Raw genomic sequence first — 18,623 nt, 5'->3', positions numbered from 1 at the left:
CCGGCCATCGCTGGAGAGAAGGATGGACATGCACCGCACGGCGTCCCGGATGGTGATCGCCACGTTCCTGTTGCTGCTGGCCGGTGCCGGCACCGCCACCAACGCGGTGCTGCACCCGTTCCTGGCCGCGCAGCCGAAGGAAGCTCCCGAGGAAGCGAACCTGGCCGTGGAGATTCCGGCCGGCAGTTTCACCAAGTACGAAATCAAGGAGGACGGGCTCGTGCACGTGGACCGCTTCCAGTCGATGCCGGTGGCGTACCCGGCCAACTACGGCTCGATGCCGCGCACCCTGGCCGGCGACAACGACCCCCTCGACGCGTTGGTGTTGACCCGGGAGCCGTTGCATCCGGGGGTGATCGTGCGGTTCCGCCCGATCGGCTACCTGAAGATGGTGGACAACGGCGAGCAGGACGAGAAGGTGATCGGCGTTCCGACCGACAAACTCGACCCGACCTACGCCGGCATCCGTGACCTCGACGATCTGCCGCTGATCGAGCGCCAGCGCATCGAGGCGTTTTTCCGCGTCTATAAAGATCTGCCCGCGGGACGCAACCCGGTGCAGCTCAACGGCTGGGGCACGGCGGCCGAGGCCCGGGCCCTGATCCGCGCGTCCATGCAGCGTTTCGATCTGCAGCAGCAGCGCCGCAAGGGTGACTGAGCCTGCGTCTCTGGACGCACGGGGGGGAGGGCGATCCGGGAGCTGCGGCTGTGCGGGCTGGGCGGGACAACGCAGTATGTGTGTCCGGCGTCATGACGCCACTCAGCAAGGGCCTGTCCTGATGACGCAGGCGCAGCCTCATGCCTGCCTTGCACGGGCTTTCAGCGCGCGTCGCAGGAACACGGTCATCTCCTTCTCCGCCTGCCTGTCGCCATTGTGCGTGGCCACCGCGATGCCGCGTCGCCATGCCTGGGCGGCGGCCGCCGCGTCGCCAGCCGCCAGGCAGGCTTTGCCCAGCAGCTTCCAGCCGGCCGAGTAGTCCGGGTCCTGGGCCACGCACTGCGCCAGGTGCGTGGTGGCCAGGGCCGGATCGCCTGCGTCGAGCAGGCCCTTGCCGAGGCTGAAGCGCAGCAGCGGGCCATCGCGGCCGCGGTCCAGCAGCTGTTGCAGCGCCTGGATGTCCATTATGGCGTCCTGAGATGGGCACACCGCCCACGATGGAAGGCAAGCGTATCGCCTGGGGCCGTCTCCACGCGGGCGACCCGGCCCAGGATCATCATGTGGTCGCCGCCGGGTAGCGTCCGCTCCACCGTGCACAGCAGATGCCCCACCGCATCGCGGACCACCGCGATGCCACTGGCATGCGGCGTGATCGCGTCCGGCAGGGGGGTATGCCGGAGGCGACCATCGGCAAAGTGACGGGCGATCGCGGTCTGGCCGGCCGCCAGGATGCTGATTCCAAACGGCTGGCCAGGCCGGTACAGCGGCAGGTCCAGCGAGTGCGCGCACAGGCTCCACATGATCAGTGGCGGGTCCAGCGACAGCGAGGCGAACGAATTGATGGTCATCGCCCGCAGTGCGCCGTCTTCGGCGCGGGTGGTGACCACGGCCACGCCGGTGGGGTACTGGCCGAAGGCATGGCGCAGTGCCGCAGCCGTCAAGGTGGCGTCGCCGGGCAGGTCCAGCGCGGGCACGTCCGCGACTGTCCGGCCGTGATCCAGCGCTGGACCTGCGTCCATCAGCGTCCGCCCGCGGCGTGGAAGCGGCGCGTCACTTCGGCCCAGTCGATCAGTTGGAAGAACGCGGCGATGTAGTCGGGGCGACGGTTCTGGTAGTTCAGGTAATACGCATGTTCCCAGACATCCAGACCCAGGATCGGCGTGCCGCCCGACAGCCCGGCGACATCGCCCATCAGCGGGCTGTCCTGGTTGGCGCTGCTTTCCACCCGCAGCGTGCCATCGGGCATCAGGGTGAGCCACGCCCAGCCACTGCCGAAGCGGGTCTGAGCGGCCTTGGTGAATGCCTCCTTGAAGGCCGCGTAGCCCCCCAGGTCACGGGCGATCGCCTCGGCCACCGGGCCCTGCGGCTCGCCGCCGCCGCTGGGGCTGAGCACGGTCCAGAACAGGCTGTGGTTGGCGTGGCCGCCGCCATTGTTGCGCACGGCAGTGCGCAGCGCGTCCGGCAGCGCCTCCAGATCGGCGATCAGCGTTTCCACCGGCGTCTGGTCGATACCGGCATCGGCGAGTGCCGCGTTGAGGTTGTTGATGTAGGTCTGGTGGTGGCGTGCGTGGTGGATCTCCATCGTGCGCGCGTCGAAGTGCGGTTCCAGCGCCTCGTAGGCGTAGGACAGGGTGGGGAGGGTGTAGGTCATCGGTACGGCTCCAGAAAGGAGGCGTCACCATAGAACCTCAATGTAAGTTGAGGTCAAGCGTCCGCGTCCGGCACATGGCATCATTCCCGGTCAGGGTCCCGCGTGGACCACCGGACCAGTACACCGTGCAGCCCCAGTTCCCCCCGGTGTGGTGCTGGCCGGCCGGATCATCAGAGGAACATCGGCGATGAGCATCAGGGATACGCTGCAGGCGCAACGTCGCGTGCTGCTTGATCTTACCTATCGCAACCGGCTGCTGAACCTGCCGAAGAAGCCCTCCAGCCGCTCGCTGGTGTTTCACGACGAGCGCGCCGTGCCGACGCTGCAGACGCTGCTCGATCGCAAGGCCATGACCTTCGCGGCGGTGGGCGGCGATGCCGACGTGGAGGGCATTCCCGAAACGGAATCATCCGTGGAAGCGGACCTGCCCGCACTGCCGCAGCCCGGCGACGAGCCGGCCGACCCCGCCACGCTGGCCGCGCACCATACCGACTCGCGCCTGCAGACCCGGCTCAAGTCCGAACACCTGCAGAAGCGCCTGCTGGACATGTACTACGAGTACCGCACCATGCTCGAAGAGCAGGGCGTCAACGTGCTGTACCTCGCCTTGGGGCAACTGGCCTTCCGTGAGCCGTCCGCGGCCGCCGACGAGGTCCGCCACGCGCCGCTGGTGCTGCTGCCGGTGGTGCTGGAGCGCAAGAGCGCGCGCGATCGCTTCGCCCTGCGCTGGGCCGAAGAGGACCCGCAGGAGAACCTGTCGTTGCGCGAGAAGCTCCGGGTGGATTTCGGCATCGTGCTGCCACCGTTCCCCGACGCCGATACGTTCGACCTGGCGGCGTACTTCGATGCGGTGCGCGCCTGCGTTGCCGCCCAGCCCGGCTGGAGTGTGCTGGACAACGCACTGCAGCTCGGCTTCTTCTCGTTTTCCAAACTGCTGATGTTTCTCGACCTGGACCCGGAAAAATGGCCGGCCGGCAACCCGATCGATCAGAACCGGCTGGTCCGCGGCCTGCTCGGCGAGGGGTTCGACAGCTGTGACAGCGACCTGCCGGCCGAAGGCCCCGGGTTCCTGGATGCGCTGATTCCCGCAGCCGATCTCAAGCACGTCATGGATTGCGACAGCTCGCAGGCGCTGGCCATCGAAGCCGTGCGTCGCGGCCAGGACCTGGTCATCCAGGGGCCGCCGGGCACCGGCAAGTCGCAGACCATCGCCAACCTGATCGCCACTGCGGTCGGTGATGGGCGCAAGGTGTTGTTCGTCTCGGAAAAGATGGCCGCGCTGGAGGTGGTCAAGCGCCGCCTCGAGAACGTCGGGTTGGGGCCGCTGTGCCTGGAGCTGCACAGCAACAAGGCCAACAAGCGCAGCGTGCTGGAAGAACTCGGCCGCACGCTGCAGATCGGCCGGCCGGAAGCGACGGACGTGGCAGGGGGCGTGGCGCGGCTGGATGCGCTGCGCGACCACCTCAACGATCACGCCATGCGCATGCACGCACCGGTCGGAAAGGCCGGGATGACGCCGTTCCGCATTCTGGGCGAGTTGATCCGTGGCCTGCCCCGCGCGGGTCGGCCGCCGTACCGGATCGACGATGCCGGCGCATGGTCGCGGGCCGATCTGGACCAGCGCAGTGCAGTGCTGCGCGAGGTCTGCGCGGTGCTGCCGCGGGTGGGGAATCCGCAGGCGCATGTGTGGCGGGGCGTCGCGCACGGCCCGGTGCTGCGCACCCAGGCGGAGGATATGGTGGCCGCCAACGCGCAGCTGGCGGCGGCCGTCCAGACTGCGGTGGACGCTGCCGACGGGTTGGGGGCGGCGCTGGGTGTGCCGGCTGCCGCAGACCTGCGCGCGCTGGAGCAGCAATGCCAGGTGGCTGACATGCTGGCGGCCGCGCCGGCTTTCGACCGCAGCACCATCGCCTCGGGTGTGTGGACGGCGGGGCTGGGCTCGCTGCGCGACGCGCTGCAGCAGGGGCAGGTACTCACACGCATGCGCGCCGCCCGCGTCGATCAGGTCATCGACATGGCGTGGTCTGCGTACTGGGTTCCGCAGCGGTTGGCGATCGCCGCGCACGGCGACCGCCTGCTGCGGATCTTCAACGGCAGCTACCGCCAGGCCATCGCCCAGCTGCGCAGCGTGATGAAGGGCCCGCTGCCCAACGGCACGGCCGCGCGCCTTGCGCTGCTGGATGATCTGATCACCGCGCGAGGCGCGGAGGCCGCGCTGACCGCGATCGCGCCCACCGCCACGGCGGCGTTCGGCTCTGTCTGGCAGGGTGCCGCCACGGACTGGGCCCTGGCCGAGTCGATTCTCGGCTGGGTGCAGCAGTCGCCCCCGCTGGGTGGGTTGGACACGCGTGAGCTGGCCGCGGTGCTGCAGGACCGGCAGGGCCTGGCCACGGCGACCGCGCGGGCACGCGCGGCGGTGTCGGCGGTTGCGATGCAGTGGGAGATGTTTGCCACGCGGTTGCAGGTCGATACGGTCCAGGCCGTGGCGGCGCCTTGCCTGGAGCAGGCGGCGCTGGACCACCTGCAGCGCCGGTCCGCTGCCTGGGCAGTGGATGTGGACGGCTTGCTGGCCTGGCTGGCCTATGCCGAAGCGGCCCGCCGCGCGGATGCGCTGGGCCTGCAGGCGCCGCTGGCGCTGGCCGTTGTGGAGGGGCATACGCCGGACCAGGCCGAGGCGCTGTATCACTGTGCGTTCCACCTGGCGATGCTGACGCTGGCCACCACGGCTGACCCGGCATTGGCGGCGTTCGACGGGCGGCAGCACGAGACACTGGTGGCCCAGTTCCGCCAGTGGGACCGCACGCGCCTGCGCCTGGCCCAGGTCGAGGCGGCCGAGGCCCACCATGCCGGCCTGCCACGTGGTGGCGTGGACGGCATTGGCGCCCTGGGGACGCTGCGCAGCGAAATCGCCCGCAAGCGCAACCACATGGCCCTGCGTCGCCTGTTCCGTCTGTGCGCCTCGCCGATCCAGACGATCAAACCGGTATTCATGATGAGCCCGCTGTCGGTCGCGCAGTTCCTGGAGCCCGGCGCCATCGACTTCGATCTGCTGGTGATCGACGAAGCCAGCCAGGTCGAGCCGGTGGATGCGCTCGGGGCGATCGCGCGCTGCCGCCAGATCGTGGTCGTGGGCGACGACAAACAGCTGCCGCCCACCTCGTTCTTCGCCCGCCTGGGCGGCGCCGAAGACGACCCGGTCGAGGAAGAGGGCGCACAGGCCAGGGACCTGGAAAGCGTGCTGTCGCTGTGCGCGGCCAAGGGGCTGCCCCAGCGCATGTTGCAGTGGCACTACCGCAGCCGCCACGAATCGCTGATCGCGGTGTCCAACAAGACCTTCTACGAGGGCAAGCTGTTCATCGTGCCGAGCCCGGACCGTGAGCGCAGCCAGTCCGGCCTGCGCCTTCGCTACCTGCCGGAAGGTCGCTTCGACCGTGGCAACACCTACAGGAACGATGTCGAAGCGGCCGCCATCGCCGAGGCCGTGGTCGACCACGCGCGGCACAGCCCGCAGTTGACGCTGGGCGTGGGGGCGATGTCGGTCCGCCAGCGCCAGGCGATCAGCGACGCGCTGGAACTGGCGCGTCGGCAGCACCCCGAGCTGGAAGCGTTCATCGGCCGCCATCCGCATGAGCCGTTCTTCGTCAAGAACCTGGAGAACATCCAGGGCGACGAGCGCGATGTCATCCTGATTTCGATCGGCTACGGTCGCGCCAAGGGCGATGGCAAGCTCTACCAGGGCTTCGGTCCTCTGAACGCCGATGGCGGCCATCGCCGCCTCAACGTGCTGATTACCCGTGCACGCCAGCGCTGCGAAGTGTTCAGCAGCATCACCGCCGACGACATCCGCGTGGATGAGCGCACCCGCCTTGGCGTCGTCGCGCTGAAAGCGTTCCTGCAGTATGCCGAGAAGGGCGACCTGGGCGTGGCCCAGCCCACCGGTCGCGGTGTTGACTCGCCCTTCGAGGCGGCGGTGCAGGAGGCGCTGGCCGCGCAGGGCTTCCAGGTGGACAACCAGGTCGGTGTGGCGGGCTTCTTCATCGATCTGGCGGTGGTCGATCCGGATGCGGCGGGCCGCTATCTGCTGGGCATCGAATGCGATGGCGCGGCTTACCACGCCGCCCCGTCGGCGCGCGACCGCGACCGGCTGCGCCAGGAAATCCTGGAAAACCACGGCTGGAACATCCACCGGATCTGGAGCACCGACTGGTTCCAGCGCCCCGAGGCGGAGCTGCAGCGCCTGCTCGCCGCGCTGGCCGACGCACGCCAACGGCAGGCAGGAGGCGTGTCCACCCGCGCACCGACCGAGATCGAGGCGGCGGTGCCGGTGCCTGCGGTGCAGCGCCGGATCGACGGGGGGACGCTGTCCGGCGGCGCCGACGACGGCGGCGCGGTGGCCTACGTGCAGGCGGATTTCGCGCCGGCACACGCCGCGCTGGCCCCGCACGATGTGCCGCTGGGCAGCATGGCCACCACCGTCGAGCGCATCGTGGAGATCGAAGGTCCGATCCACGAAGACGAGATCATCGCGCGCGTGCGCGACCTGTGGAACCTGCAGCGCGCCGGTTCACGCATCCAGGCTGCGGTCCAGGCGGCATTGGCGCATGCCGGTCGCGGCGGCACGCTTGCGGTTGAAGACGGCTGCTATCTCCGCGACGGCAGTCCCGTGGTGGTGCGCAACCGCATGACCGCCACCTCGCGCTCGCTGCGCCGCCCGGAGATGCTGCCGCCCCAGGAGATCCGCCAGGCGCTGCTGGAGGTGATCGAAGGCGCGCACGGCGCGGGCGCCGATGAAGTGGCCGTGCCGGTGGCGCGGCGGCTGGGTTTCCAGGCACTCAGCCAGCCGCTGCGCGAGCGCATCGCCGCACAGGTGCAGGTACTGCTCGACCACGGTCGCCTGGAAGCGCGCAACGGCGCGCTGTGCGTGACCGCACCCGCGGCCTGATCGATGCGGCTGCCGGGTGGGCCGGCAGCCGGGAAGCGCTGGTTACGGCAGCTCCAGTGCCCAGCACAGGACGGGCCCGGCATCGGCATCCATGCCGTGGCCGACCTGCAGGAACCCGTTGCGCGCCAGCACCCGCTGGGAGGCGATGTTGTCCACCGCGGTTTCGGCGGTGAGCTTTCGCAGGCGTCCGTCGCGTGCGCACCAGCGCACCAGCTCGCCGATGGCCCGGGTGGTGATGCCGCGCCCCTGGCGATCCGGCGCGATGCCGTAGCCGATGTTCAGGTCGCCATCGATGGGGATGCGCATGGCCGAGCACAGACCAACCGGCTGGCCGTCATCGAGTATCAGCCAGGCGGCTGGCACGAATGCCGGCTCGATGCAGGCCGCGAGCCCGGCGAGCAGATGCAGCACCTCCGGCGGGGCGAGGGCGCTGCCCGGATCGAACGGGTGCTGGCAGGCGTCATGGTGCAGTGCGCGCAGCGCAGTGGCCGTAACGGGAAGGATCATGGGTCTCCCGGATCTGGGCAGGCGCTGGACAACGGTCCTTCTGCTGGTGGACCCCGGCGATTCCAGCACATGCCGGGGTGCCGCACGCTAGCGGAGGCGTGCGCGGCCGGGCGCCCGGGGGATCGCACCGGCATGGTGCAGCGCATACCGCAGCAGGGGCCGGATGGCCCAGGTGGCCAGTGCGCACAGGGCGCAGGCCAGCAGCCAGTGGCCGCCGTCGCGCGTCAGGGCATGTTCGATCGCCTGCCACCAGGTCCGGGCATGCGCGGCGGCGGCGGCAGAGAGGGTGACAGCCAGTGCGACGAACAGCGGTGGCAGCAACCAGCGTTCCAGACCGACGCTCCTGCGCGGGGTGATCTGGCGGGCGACCGTGGTGGCGAAATCCGCTGGCGGCGCGCTGCGCGGCAGAGTGCGCAGCGCCTGGGCGATCTGCAGGTAATCGCGGCTGTCCGCATCCATCGGTGCCGCGGGAGGCGCCATCGCTGCCCGCCGGCCGCATTCCTGTGCCTGCCAGTGCGCATCCTCGGCGCGCGTGCGTGGATCGGTGCTCATGCGGGTTCCCCCAGGTGCGAGTGAAGCAGGGTGCGCAGGCGCGCGCGGCTGCGGAACAGGTGGCTCTTGATGGTGCCTTCGGCCAGATCGGTCAGGTGGGCGATCTCGGCGATGGACAGCTCCTCCAGATGATAGAGCGTCAGTACGGTGCGCTGCAGGGGCGGCAGCGCATCGATCGCCGCATGCAGCAGGGCATGCACTTCATCCTGCGACGCCATCGCTTCCACGTCCACGCCATCGCTCACCTGTTCGACCCGCCACTGGCCGTCCTCGTCGTCGTGGACGTCGGCGATGGGGATGCGGCGACGCTCCAGATGGCGGCGGGCGACCGAGTACGCCACCTGCGCCACCCAGGACTTCAGCGCGCTGTCGCCGCGGTACTGGTGCAGGGACCGGTGCACACGCAGGAACACCTCCTGGCACAGCTCGCGCGTATCGTCGGGGTGTCGCACCATGCGCTCGACGATATGCCAGCACAGACCCTGGTAGGCCGTCACCAGCTGTTCGAACGCGCCGCGCCGACCGGCCAGCACAGCCTCGACCAGGGCGCGGTCGGCCTGCAGGATCGTTTCGTCGGTGGCCAGGGAAGTGGGCATGACGCTAGAGATACGTCGGCGGGGCGATCGGTTGCAATGGATCGGCTGCAACCGACGGCCCGCCGGCCGTATCTCCTTGCACACCCCAAACCCGAACGGAGCAGCCACCTCATGGATTTCAACCTCATTCTTCCGATGCTTCTGATTGTGTGCATCGTGTACACCATCAAAACCATCGTCGATGCCGCCACCCGCCGCCGCATCATCGAGGCGCGAGGCTCGGAGGAGCTTGTGCGCTCCCTGCTGGAAGGCGATGCGAACAAGCGCCGGCTGGCCTCGCTGCACTGGGGCTGCGTGCTGCTGCTGCTCGCGCTCGCCCTGGGTCTGATCGACGTGCTCGGCATCACCGAGGTCACCCCTGGTGCGATCGGTCTGCTGCTGGGCGCGACCGGTGTCGGCAACCTGGTCTATTACCTGTTGCAGCGGCGGATCCGCTGACTGCACCACGCTGCGGCGCGCGAACGGCACGCGTGCAGCCTCGCATGGCGGTGCACACGCGCTGCCTTCACCGCAGATGGCTATCATGGCCGCTGTCCAGAAGTGAGGCGATGCGCGTGTCGGTAGCGCTGCTGTGGTTCCGTCGAGACCTGCGACTGCAGGACAACCCCGCATTGCAGGCCGCGCTCGATGCCGGCCACGATGTGGTGCCGGTGTACATCCACGCCCCCCATGAGGAGGGCGACTGGGCGCCGGGCGCGGCGTCCGATGCCTGGCGGCACCGCTCGCTGGCGGCACTGGACGCGGATCTGCGCGCACGTGGCACGTCGCTGGTGCTGCGCGCCGGCGACAGCCTGCCGACCCTGCAGGCCCTGATCGCGCAGACCGGCGCCGAAGCGGTGTACTGGAACCGCAAGTACGAACCGGCCACGCAGCCGCGCGATGCGGCCATCAAACGCACGCTGCGCGAGCAGGGCATCGAGGCGCAGAGCTGCAATGGCAGCCTGTTGTTCGAACCCTGGGACGTGGCCACTCAGCAGGGGCAGCCGTACAAGGTGTTCACCCCATACTGGCGCAACGTGCTCAGCCACTGGAGGCTGCCCGCACCGCAGCCGGCGCCGCGCGCGCTGGTGGGGCATCCGGTGGACAGCCTGGCGTTGGACGCGCTGCAGTTGGCGCCCACGCTGGACTGGGATGCCGGCTTCTGGACGCACTGGCAGCCTGGCGAGGCCGGTGCCGAGGAGGCGCTGTCGGTGTTCGTGGAAGGGGCACTGCGCGGCTACCGCGAGCAGCGCGACCTGCCGGACCGGGTCGGTACATCGCGGCTGTCGCCGCACCTGCACTTTGGTGAAATCGCGCCCTGGCGGATCGCGCATGCGCTGGAAGGCCTGCGCAGCGCCGCGACCGACGCCGACATCGACGGCTATCTGCGCCAGCTCGGCTGGCGCGACTTTTCCTACCACCTTCTGCATCACTTCCCGAAGACGCCTACCGACAACCTCAACCCACGTTTCGACCGCTTTGCCTGGACCACGCCCAGCGCCACGCAGCTGCACGACTGGCAACGCGGCCGCACCGGCGTGCCGATCGTCGATGCCGGCCTGCGTGAGCTGTGGCAGACCGGCTACATGCACAACCGCGTGCGCATGATCGTGGCCAGCTACCTGTGCAAGCATCTGCGCGCCCACTGGTCGCACGGCGCGCGCTGGTTCTGGGACACGCTGGTGGATGCCGATCTGGCCAACAACACGATGGGTTGGCAATGGGTGGCCGGTACCGGCGCCGATGCCGCGCCGTACTTCCGCATTTTCAACCCGGTGACGCAGGCGCAGAAGTTCGATCCGCAGGCGCGCTACATCACCCGTTGGGTACCCGAGCTGGCTGCGCTGCCGGTGAAGGCGCGCTTTGCGCCGTGGCAGTTCCCGACCGAGCTGGCCGCGCTCGCGCCGGGCTATCCGCCCGTGCCGATGGTCGATCTGTCCACCGGGCGCGACGCGGCGCTGGCGGCGTATCGGCAGACAGGCTGACCGGCGGGTCAGCTAGCTGAACACGGGGTTGCTGGCGATGCCGTTCATCATCCCGGCATCGCGCGGGCGTGTTTATTCTTCATGCCGTCCGCACGCCGCCAGCCCGGCACCCTAGGAGATAACACCATGATCGGACCTGCAATCCGTAACGCGACCCTGGCCCTGATGACTGCCGCCGCCCTGTCGGCCTGCGCCACCGGTGGTTCGTACGTGCAGAGCGACCAGTACGGCAACCCGACCGAGCAGCAGAGCCGTACCGGCCGCAATGCGCTGATCGGCACCGCCATCGGTGTCGCTGCTGGCCTGCTGACCGGCGACAGCGCCACCGAGCGCCGCCAGCATGCGATGGTCGGTGCCGGTATCGGCGCACTGGCTGGCGCCGGCGTTGGTGCGTACCAGAACCGCCAGGAAGCCGCGCTGCGCCAGCGCACCGCCAATACGGGCATCGACGTGCAGCGCCAGGGCGACAACATCGTGCTGAACCTGCCGGATGGCATCACCTTCGATTTCGGCAAGTCCGCCCTGAAGCCGCAGTTCTACAGCGCCCTCAACGGCGTCGCGAGCACGCTGAAGGAGTACGACCAGACCATGATCGAAGTGGTCGGCCATACCGACAGCATCGGCAGCGATGCGGTCAACAACCGCCTGTCCAAGGAGCGCGCCGACTCGGTCGCCTCCTATCTGACCGCGCAGGGCGTGCAGAGCGTGCGCATGGAAACGCTGGGTGCGGGCAAGGCCTATCCCATCGCCGACAACAGCACCGATGCCGGCCGCGCGAAGAACCGCCGCGTGGAAATCCGCGTGATTCCGCTGACGCAGTAAAGCGCCCGGACGCGCTTCATCGCCGCGCACCGGCGATGGTGCTGCAACACCGAAATGCCGCCCGAAAGGGCGGCATTTCCGCAGGTGGAAACCGGTGGCGGGGCCTGCCGTCGCCCGACCTCAATTGGCGGTCACGGTCTCCAGGATGCGTTTGCCGGTTTCCTGCAGCTCGGCTTCGGCCTGGGTCTGCTGCTGCTTGGCCAGCTTGGCCGCCGGGCACTGCGCCAGCATGTAGTTGGCGTCGAAGTTGAGCTTCTCGACCAGGAAGTCCACGAACGCGCGCACCTTCGGCGAGACCAGCCGGCCACCGGCGAATACCGCGTTGAAATCCACTTCGGGACCGGTCCAGCCGGCCAATACGCGGCGCACCATGCCCGATTCCACGAACGGCTTGGCCATCACATCGCCGGTCAGCAGCAGGCCTTCGCCGCACACCAGCGCACCGTTCAGTGCCGACGGATCGTTGGCCACCAGCAGCGGATTGACCGGGAAATCGCGCAGCTCGCCACCGTTCTCGCCCAACTGCCAGAAGAACCGGTTGTTGTTGAGGTTGCGCGCCTTGCGCATCGCCAGAATGCGGTGGAACTGCAGCTCATCGGGATGCAGCGGCTCGCCGTAGCGCTCGATGTAGGCCGGGCTGGCAAACACCTGCGTGCGCAGGCTGCCCAGCTTGCGCGCCACCAGATTGGAGTCGGGCAGGGTGCCCACGCGCAGCGCCAGGTCGGCTTCACCGGCAATCAGGTCGAGCTTCTCGTTGCCCAGGTGCATGTCCAGCTGGATTTCCGGGTACTGCGCGTGGAACTGCCCGAGCAGCGGTGCGATCCACGTAATGCCGATCGAGTAGGGCACGGTGAAGCGCAACCAGCCGCGGGGGCCGGACTGCAGCTGGCTGACCGCGCCTTCGGCTTCTTCCAGCTCGCGCGCGATGCGTTGGCAATGCTCGTGATACACCGAGCCGGCCTCGGTGAGACCGAGGCGACGCGTGGTCCGGTGCAGCAGGCGCGCGCCGAGGCGCGTTTCCAGTTCCTGTACTTTGCGGCTGACCGTGGTCTTGGGCAGGCCCAGGGCGGTGGCGGCGGCGATGAAACTGCCTTGCTCGACCACTTTGACGAAGATCAGCGTGTCGTTGAGATCGTGGGCCATGACGGAGGTCCATTGTCGGGGGAGGGGACGTCCGGCGGATTGTGCCGGGGACGGGACGATTATTCCCTTTAATCCGGACTAATCAAGTGGGAGTTTGGGGTCTATCGTGGCGCCATTCCCGTTATGCAGGACGACAACCATGTGGTTGCGGAACATTCTTGGCCGCGTGCTCAGCGGCCGCAAAGCCCCGCTGGACTTGGCGATGACCGTTGAGAAGCGCCCCGGCGCCTTCTCCCACAAGGCCTTCCGTGAATTCACCCCGCCTGCCAACCTGCAGCGCGGCGGTGCCTTCCGACTGGCCCCCCGTGCGGGCGACCGACTGGGCCGAATTGGGATTATCCCGGCGACGGGAGTGAAAGTCCCATGAATGGGATATTGGCTCCCGAGGTGCTGGTGCTTGGCGGCACCGGCAACGTCGGCCAGGGCATCGTGGCGGCCCTGCTCGAAGCGGGCAGTCCGGTGCTGGTGGTCGGCCGTGACCCGGGTCGCCTGGCTGCGCTGCGCGACCAGTTCGCTGATGAGCCGGCGCTGGAGACGCTGCTGGGTTCGGTGGCCGACGACGCTTCGGCGCGCACGCTTGCCGAACGCATCGCCGCGCGCCCGCGCCCGCTTGCCGCGGTCGTGGCCAGCCTCGGGGCACCGCTGCGGCGGGGCCGGTTGATCGACCAGCCCTCGTCGTGGCTGATGGAGCGCATCGAGCGCGACCTGGTCCCGCACGTCAACGCCGCCCATCACCTGGTGCCGCTGCTTGCGCAGCGCGCGCCGGGTGCGCGTTATGTGGTCATTGGCAGCCCGTGTGGGCTGCGCCCGTGGTCCGGTCACGGCGATGCCTCGGTGTCGTCCGCCGCCATCCGCATGTTCGTGCAGGTCCTGCACGAGGAAGCGCAGGGCGTCGGCGTACGCGCGCAGATGCTGGAAGTCACTCATCCGGTGTGCACGCCAGGCAATGCCGCCAACGCCTGCGTGGAATGGCCGAGCGCGCTGGCCGTTGGCCGCCGTGTGGTGTCGGTGCTGGATGGTTGCCGCGACATGCGCCCGTTCCTCCGCTGCGACAGCACCGATGCCGCGCTGCCCAAGGGACTGCTGCGCATCGATGCGCCCGCCGTGCCGTGGCGCAACTCGCTGGATATGGCTTGACCTGAACATAAGTTGAGGTCGCAGGATGCCGCACCCTGTTTTTGAACACCTCTGTTTTCCTATCGTCACCACCCCCAGGACATCGTCATGACGCACTCCCCCTCTTCGAAGAACCTTGCCCGGCGCCTCGCGCTCGGGACTGTGACCGCTTTGGCCCTGGCGGTGATTGTCGGTTGCAGTGGTGGCCACGCCGAAACCGCCGGCCCGCCGCCGCCGTCGGTCAGTGCCGCGCCCGTGCTGGTCAAGCAGGTCAGCCAATGGGATGACTTCAGTGGCCGTGTCGAAGCGGTTGAAAGCGTGGAGTTGCGCCCGCGCGTTTCCGGCTACATCGACAAGGTCAACTATGTCGAAGGCCAGGAAGTAAAGAAGGGCGACGTGCTCTTCACCATCGACGCGCGCAGCTACCGCGCCGAACTGGCCCGCGCCGACGCCGAACTGGCCCGTGCGCGTACCCAGGCGCAGGTCAGCCGCAGCGAAGCCGAGCGCGCCCGCCGCCTGTCCGACCAGCAGGCCATCTCCACCGAAACCTGGGAACAGCGCCGTGCCACCGCCGAACAGGCGCAGGCGCAGGTGCAGGCCGCGCAGGCGGCCGTGGATGCGGCGCGCCTCAATGTCGAATTCACCCAGGTGCGTGCGCCGATCAATGGCCGTGCCGGCCGCGCGATGGTCACTGCCGGCAACCTGGTCACCGCCGGCGACAGCGCCAGCGTGCTGACCACGCTGGTCTCGCTGGACAAGGTGTTTGTCTACTTCGACGCCGATGAAGGCACCTTCCTGCGCTATGCGCAGATGGCCCGCAACGGCGAACGCCCCAGCGAGCGCGACAGCGAACTGCCGGTCCGGGTCGGTCTGTCGGGTGAGGAGGGCTATCCGCACAGCGGCAAGGTCGACTTCCTCGACAACCAGGTCACCCGCAGCACCGGCACCATCCGTGTCCGCGCGCTGCTGGACAACGCAGACCGTGCCTTCACCCCGGGCCTGTTCGCCCGCGTGCAGCTGCTCGGCAGCGGCCAGTTCCAGGCCATGCTGATCGATGAGAAGGCCGTGCTGACCGACCAGGACCGCAAGTACGTGTACGTGGTCGACAAGGACGGCAAGGCGCAGCGCCATGACATCCAGCTCGGCCGCACCGCCGATGGGCTGCGCATTGTCGAGCAGGGCCTCAAGGCCGGCGACCGCGTGATCATCGACGGCGTGCAGAAGGTCTTCATGCCCGGCATGCCGGTGCAGGCCAAGGCGGTTGCGATGCAGCCGGTTGCCGCGCCGGCGGCTTCCCCGGCGGTTGCACAGGCCACCGCAGTGAAGTGAAGCGCCGCCGGCTGACCATCGTCTCCACATAGCAGCCGACCCACCCTCGGCTCTGCCGTTTCTGCCATCGCCCCATGCAGGGGCACCCTGCCACCGCTGTCGCCTTCGACAGCGGCCGGGGCCCTGCACGCCGGCGTTGGTGAACACCCAGGAATCCACCAATGGACTTTTCCCGTTTCTTCATCGACAGGCCGATTTTCGCGGCGGTGTTGTCGATCGTGATCTTCGCCGCCGGCCTGATCTCCATACCGATGCTGCCGATCGGCGAGTACCCCGAAGTGGTGCCGCCGTCGGTCGTGGTGCGCACCGTCTACCCGGGTGCGAACCCGAAGGTGATCGCTGAAACCGTCGCCACCCCGCTCGAAGAGGCCATCAACGGCGTCGAGGGCATGATGTACCTCAAGTCGGTGGCCGGCTCGGACGGTGTGCTGCAGATGACCGTCACCTTCCGCCCGGGTACCGACCCGGACGAGGCGGCGGTGAAGGTGCAGAACCGCGTCGCCCAGGCGCAGGCACGCCTGCCCGAGGACGTACGCCGGCAGGGTGTCACCACCCAGAAGCAGTCGCCGACGTTCCTGATGGTCGTGCACCTGACTTCGCCCAATGGCAAGTACGACACCCTGTACCTGCGCAACTACGCCCGCCTGCACGTCAAGGACGCGCTGGCCCGGATTCCCGGCGTCGGCGATGCGCAGATCTTCGGCGGTGGCGACTACGCCATGCGCGCCTGGCTGGACCCGGACAAGGTTGCCGCGCGCGGCCTGACCGCGTCGGATGTGGTCGGCGCGATGCGCGAGCAGAACGTGCAGGTCTCGGCCGGCCAGCTGGGCGCCGAGCCGATGCCCAACAGCCAGTTCCTGACCCTGATCAATGCCCAGGGCCGCCTGCGCAGCGAGCAGGAGTTCGGTGACATCGTGCTCAAGAGCGGCGCCGATGGCGAAGTGGTGCGCCTGTCGGACGTGGCCCGCGTCGAGCTGGGGGCGGGCGATTACACCCTGCGCTCGCAGCTGGACGGCAAGAACGCCGTGGGCATCGGTATCTTCCAGGCCCCCGGTGCCAACGCGCTGGAGATCCGTGATGCCGTGATCGGCACGATGGATGAAATGCAGAAGGCCTTCCCGGCCGACGTGAAGTACGAAGCGGTGTACGACACCACCATCTTCGTGCGCGATTCGATCAAGGCGGTGGTTTCGACCCTGCTGGAAGCCATCGCGCTGGTGGTGCTGGTGGTGATCCTGTTCCTGCAGACCTGGCGCGCCTCGATCATTCCGTTGATCGCGGTGCCGGTGTCGATCGTGGGTACGTTTGCCGCACTGTACGTGCTTGGCTTCTCGATCAATACGCTGAGCCTGTTCGGCCTGGTGTTGGCGATCGGCATCGTGGTCGATGACGCGATCGTGGTGGTGGAGAACGTCGAGCGCAACATCGAGGAGGGCCTGTCGCCCACCGCAGCGGCGCATCAGGCGATGAAGGAAGTGTCCGGCCCGATCATCGCGATCGCGCTGGTGCTGTGTGCGGTGTTCGTGCCGATGGCCTTCCTGTCCGGCGTGACCGGCCAGTTCTACAAGCAGTTCGCCGTCACCATCGCCATCTCCACGGTGATCTCCGCGATCAACTCGCTGACCCTGTCGCCGGCCCTGGCCGCGCGCCTGCTCAAGCCGCACGGTGCGCCCAAGGATGGCCCGAGCCGTCTGATCGACCGCCTGTTCGGGTGGGTGTTCCGTCCGTTCAACCGCTTCTTCAAGTCCAGCTCTGAAAAGTACGAGCGTGGCGTGTCCAAGATCCTCGGCCGTCGTGGCGCAGTGTTCGTGGTGTACGCGGTACTGCTGGTGGGTACCGGCTTCATCTTCAAGCTGGTGCCGCCGGGCTTCATCCCGACGCAGGACAAGCTGTACCTGATCGCCGGTGTGAAGCTGCCGGAAGGTTCCTCGATCGCGCGTACCGATGAAATGCTGCGCAAGGTCGCCAAGATCGCCCAAGAAACCGACGGCGTGGCCCACACCATTTCGTTCCCGGGCCTGAACGCGCTGCAGTTCACCAATACGCCCAACACCGGCGTGGCGTTCATTCCGCTCAAGCCCTTCAATGAGCGCCACGGACGCACTGCCGCGGAGATCAACGCCGAGATCAACCAGAAGATCGCCGGGCTGCAGGAAGGCTTCGCCTTCGCGATGATGCCGCCGCCGATCCTCGGGCTGGGCAACGGCAACGGCTACCAGATGTTCATCGAGGACCGTGGCAACCTGGGCTATGGCGCGCTGCAGAACGCCGTGCAGGCGATGCAGGGTGCGGTGGCGCAGACGCCGGGCATGGCCTTCCCGATCACCAGCTACCAGGCCAACGTGCCGCAGCTGGATGCCGAGGTGGACCGCGTCAAGGCCAAGGCCCAGGGCGTGCAGCTGACCCAGTTGTTCGACACGCTGCAGACCTACCTTGGTTCCTCCTACGTCAACGACTTCAACCAGTTCGGTCGCACCTGGCAGGTGATCGCCCAGGCCGACGGCAAGTTCCGTGACAGCGTGGAAGACATCGGCAAGCTGCGTACCCGCAATGACCGTGGCGAGATGGTGCCGATCGGTTCGATGGTGACGGTCAAGCAGACCTTCGGCCCGGACCCGGTGCTGCGCTTCAACGGCTATCCGGCTGCCGACCTGGCCGGCGAAGCCGACCCGCGGATGCTGTCTTCGGCCGAGGCGATGAACAAGCTGACCGAAATCGCCGGGCAGGTCCTGCCGGTGGGCATGACCACCGAGTGGACCGACCTGAGCTACCAGCAGGCCACGCAGGGCAAGGCCGCCTTCATCGTGTTCCCGGTGGCGATCCTGCTGGCGTTCCTGGTGCTGGCCGCGCTGTATGAGAGCTGGTCGCTGCCGCTGGCGGTGATCCTGATCGTGCCGATGACCCTGTTGTCCGCGTTGTTCGGCGTGTGGCTGACCGGCGGCGACAACAACGTGTTCGTGCAGGTTGGCTTGGTGGTGCTGATGGGCCTGGCGTGCAAGAACGCGATCCTGATCGTCGAGTTCGCCCGAGAGCTTGAGATGGGCGGCAAGGGCATCGTGGAAGCCGCGCTGGAAGCCTGCCGCCTGCGACTGCGCCCGATCGTGATGACGTCCATCGCCTTCATCGCCGGCACCATCCCGCTGGTGCTCTCGCACGGTGCCGGTGCGGAGGTACGCTCGGTAACCGGCATCACCGTGTTTGCCGGCATGCTGGGCGTGACCCTGTTCGGCCTGTTCCTGACCCCGGTGTTCTACGTGGCCCTGCGCAAGTTCGTCAGCCGCAACGGCGGCGGCAAGCTGGTGACCCACGGCGAACCCACTCTCCACCATTGATTCCCTACCCC

The 18,623-nt window shown here is 68.2% G+C and carries 15 protein-coding genes; 8 read left to right on the top strand and 7 right to left on the bottom strand.

The window, feature by feature from the left end; translation table 11 throughout:
* Positions 1–22 precede the first annotated feature (22 nt).
* Complete coding sequence (locus GDJ08_RS02955; protein ID WP_051008587.1) at positions 23–658, top strand: inorganic diphosphatase; 636 nt, start codon at positions 23–25, stop codon at positions 656–658.
* 138 nt (positions 659–796) lie between these two features.
* Here GDJ08_RS02955 and GDJ08_RS02950 read toward each other — a convergent pair whose 3' ends face one another.
* From GDJ08_RS02950 to GDJ08_RS02940, 3 genes are read right to left on the bottom strand one after another with little or no spacing between them, the layout of a single operon-like run.
* Positions 797–1,123, bottom strand: coding sequence for a tetratricopeptide repeat protein (locus GDJ08_RS02950; protein WP_153164259.1), 327 nt, complete (start codon positions 1,121–1,123; stop codon positions 797–799).
* Entirely contained in the window at positions 1,123–1,677 is a 555-nt protein-coding gene (locus GDJ08_RS02945; protein WP_153164258.1) for a flavin reductase family protein, read from the bottom strand. Before GDJ08_RS02945 ends, GDJ08_RS02950 begins: the two co-directional genes overlap by 1 nt.
* A complete protein-coding gene (locus tag GDJ08_RS02940) occupies positions 1,677–2,309 on the bottom strand; it encodes a superoxide dismutase (RefSeq protein ID WP_017355785.1) in 633 nt (210 codons plus the stop codon). The genes GDJ08_RS02945 and GDJ08_RS02940 overlap by 1 nt, the downstream gene beginning before the upstream one ends.
* 187 nt (positions 2,310–2,496) lie before the next feature.
* Between GDJ08_RS02940 and GDJ08_RS02935 the strand changes: the two genes are divergently transcribed.
* A complete protein-coding gene (locus tag GDJ08_RS02935) occupies positions 2,497–7,251 on the top strand; it encodes a DUF3320 domain-containing protein (RefSeq protein WP_153164257.1) in 4,755 nt (1,584 codons plus the stop codon).
* Positions 7,252–7,293: 42 nt separating this feature from the next.
* Here the strand turns inward: GDJ08_RS02935 and GDJ08_RS02930 are convergent, their stop codons facing one another.
* The 3 genes from GDJ08_RS02930 to GDJ08_RS02920 form a co-directional block, all read right to left on the bottom strand.
* Positions 7,294–7,758 carry a GNAT family N-acetyltransferase gene (locus tag GDJ08_RS02930; protein ID WP_017356093.1) on the bottom strand — a complete coding sequence of 155 codons (465 nt, stop codon included), beginning with the start codon at positions 7,756–7,758 and terminating at the stop codon, positions 7,294–7,296.
* Positions 7,759–7,845: 87 nt separating this feature from the next.
* Positions 7,846–8,310: a hypothetical protein gene (locus tag GDJ08_RS02925; RefSeq protein ID WP_153164256.1), complete on the bottom strand. Its 465-nt coding sequence runs from the start codon at positions 8,308–8,310 to the stop codon at positions 7,846–7,848.
* Positions 8,307–8,906 (bottom strand): RNA polymerase sigma factor, encoded by a 600-nt coding sequence (locus tag GDJ08_RS02920; RefSeq protein WP_153164255.1) that lies wholly within the window; start codon positions 8,904–8,906, stop codon positions 8,307–8,309. Before GDJ08_RS02920 ends, GDJ08_RS02925 begins: the two co-directional genes overlap by 4 nt.
* 111 nt (positions 8,907–9,017) lie before the next feature.
* Between GDJ08_RS02920 and GDJ08_RS02915 the strand changes: the two genes are divergently transcribed.
* The 3 genes from GDJ08_RS02915 to GDJ08_RS02905 all read left to right on the top strand — a co-directional run bounded on the left by GDJ08_RS02915 (position 9,018) and on the right by GDJ08_RS02905 (position 11,692).
* Positions 9,018–9,344: a hypothetical protein gene (locus GDJ08_RS02915; RefSeq protein ID WP_017356096.1), complete on the top strand. Its 327-nt coding sequence runs from the start codon at positions 9,018–9,020 to the stop codon at positions 9,342–9,344.
* A 116-nt stretch (positions 9,345–9,460) separates the two neighbouring features.
* Positions 9,461–10,870, top strand: a complete 1,410-nt coding sequence (locus tag GDJ08_RS02910) for a cryptochrome/photolyase family protein (RefSeq protein ID WP_165699772.1) — start codon at positions 9,461–9,463, stop codon at positions 10,868–10,870.
* 126 nt (positions 10,871–10,996) lie between these two features.
* A complete protein-coding gene (locus GDJ08_RS02905) occupies positions 10,997–11,692 on the top strand; it encodes a YiaD family glycine zipper/OmpA-like lipoprotein (RefSeq protein WP_153164254.1) in 696 nt (231 codons plus the stop codon).
* Positions 11,693–11,812: 120 nt separating this feature from the next.
* On the opposite strand, the gene GDJ08_RS02900 is transcribed toward GDJ08_RS02905, so the two are convergent.
* Positions 11,813–12,835 (bottom strand): LysR family transcriptional regulator, encoded by a 1,023-nt coding sequence (locus GDJ08_RS02900; RefSeq protein ID WP_017356099.1) that lies wholly within the window; start codon positions 12,833–12,835, stop codon positions 11,813–11,815.
* A gap of 363 nt (positions 12,836–13,198) precedes the next feature.
* Here GDJ08_RS02900 and GDJ08_RS02895 point away from each other — a divergent pair, with 363 nt between their 5' ends.
* From GDJ08_RS02895 to GDJ08_RS02885, 3 genes are all read left to right on the top strand, one after another.
* Entirely contained in the window at positions 13,199–13,972 is a 774-nt protein-coding gene (locus GDJ08_RS02895) for an SDR family NAD(P)-dependent oxidoreductase (protein WP_017356101.1), read from the top strand.
* An 87-nt stretch (positions 13,973–14,059) separates the two neighbouring features.
* Positions 14,060–15,280 (top strand): efflux RND transporter periplasmic adaptor subunit, encoded by a 1,221-nt coding sequence (locus tag GDJ08_RS02890; RefSeq protein ID WP_153164253.1) that lies wholly within the window; start codon positions 14,060–14,062, stop codon positions 15,278–15,280.
* Positions 15,281–15,441: 161 nt separating this feature from the next.
* Positions 15,442–18,612, top strand: a complete 3,171-nt coding sequence (locus GDJ08_RS02885) for an efflux RND transporter permease subunit (protein ID WP_153164252.1) — start codon at positions 15,442–15,444, stop codon at positions 18,610–18,612.
* Positions 18,613–18,623 lie beyond the last annotated feature (11 nt).

This window comes from Stenotrophomonas nematodicola, from assembly GCF_009467805.1.
GTDB lineage: Bacteria > Pseudomonadota > Gammaproteobacteria > Xanthomonadales > Xanthomonadaceae > Stenotrophomonas > Stenotrophomonas nematodicola.
Note: the sequence above shows the minus strand (reverse complement) of the source record. Positions and strands in the feature narration are given on the sequence as shown.

Excerpts from the sequence above, each read along its gene's own strand:
- GDJ08_RS02890 (WP_153164253.1), top strand. The coding sequence starts at position 14,060 with ATGACGCACTCCCCCTCTTCGAAGAACCTTGCCCGGCGCCTCGCGCTC.
- GDJ08_RS02885 (WP_153164252.1), top strand. The coding sequence starts at position 15,442 with ATGGACTTTTCCCGTTTCTTCATCGACAGGCCGATTTTCGCGGCGGTG.
- GDJ08_RS02945 (WP_153164258.1), bottom strand. The coding sequence starts at position 1,677 with ATGGACGCAGGTCCAGCGCTGGATCACGGCCGGACAGTCGCGGACGTG.
- GDJ08_RS02895 (WP_017356101.1), top strand. The coding sequence starts at position 13,199 with ATGAATGGGATATTGGCTCCCGAGGTGCTGGTGCTTGGCGGCACCGGC.
- GDJ08_RS02940 (WP_017355785.1), bottom strand. The coding sequence starts at position 2,309 with ATGACCTACACCCTCCCCACCCTGTCCTACGCCTACGAGGCGCTGGAA.
- GDJ08_RS02950 (WP_153164259.1), bottom strand. The coding sequence starts at position 1,123 with ATGGACATCCAGGCGCTGCAACAGCTGCTGGACCGCGGCCGCGATGGC.
- GDJ08_RS02920 (WP_153164255.1), bottom strand. The coding sequence starts at position 8,906 with ATGCCCACTTCCCTGGCCACCGACGAAACGATCCTGCAGGCCGACCGC.
- GDJ08_RS02900 (WP_017356099.1), bottom strand. The coding sequence starts at position 12,835 with ATGGCCCACGATCTCAACGACACGCTGATCTTCGTCAAAGTGGTCGAG.
- GDJ08_RS02925 (WP_153164256.1), bottom strand. The coding sequence starts at position 8,310 with ATGAGCACCGATCCACGCACGCGCGCCGAGGATGCGCACTGGCAGGCA.
- GDJ08_RS02930 (WP_017356093.1), bottom strand. The coding sequence starts at position 7,758 with ATGATCCTTCCCGTTACGGCCACTGCGCTGCGCGCACTGCACCATGAC.
- GDJ08_RS02905 (WP_153164254.1), top strand. The coding sequence starts at position 10,997 with ATGATCGGACCTGCAATCCGTAACGCGACCCTGGCCCTGATGACTGCC.
- GDJ08_RS02935 (WP_153164257.1), top strand. The coding sequence starts at position 2,497 with ATGAGCATCAGGGATACGCTGCAGGCGCAACGTCGCGTGCTGCTTGAT.
- GDJ08_RS02955 (WP_051008587.1), top strand. The coding sequence starts at position 23 with ATGGACATGCACCGCACGGCGTCCCGGATGGTGATCGCCACGTTCCTG.
- GDJ08_RS02915 (WP_017356096.1), top strand. The coding sequence starts at position 9,018 with ATGGATTTCAACCTCATTCTTCCGATGCTTCTGATTGTGTGCATCGTG.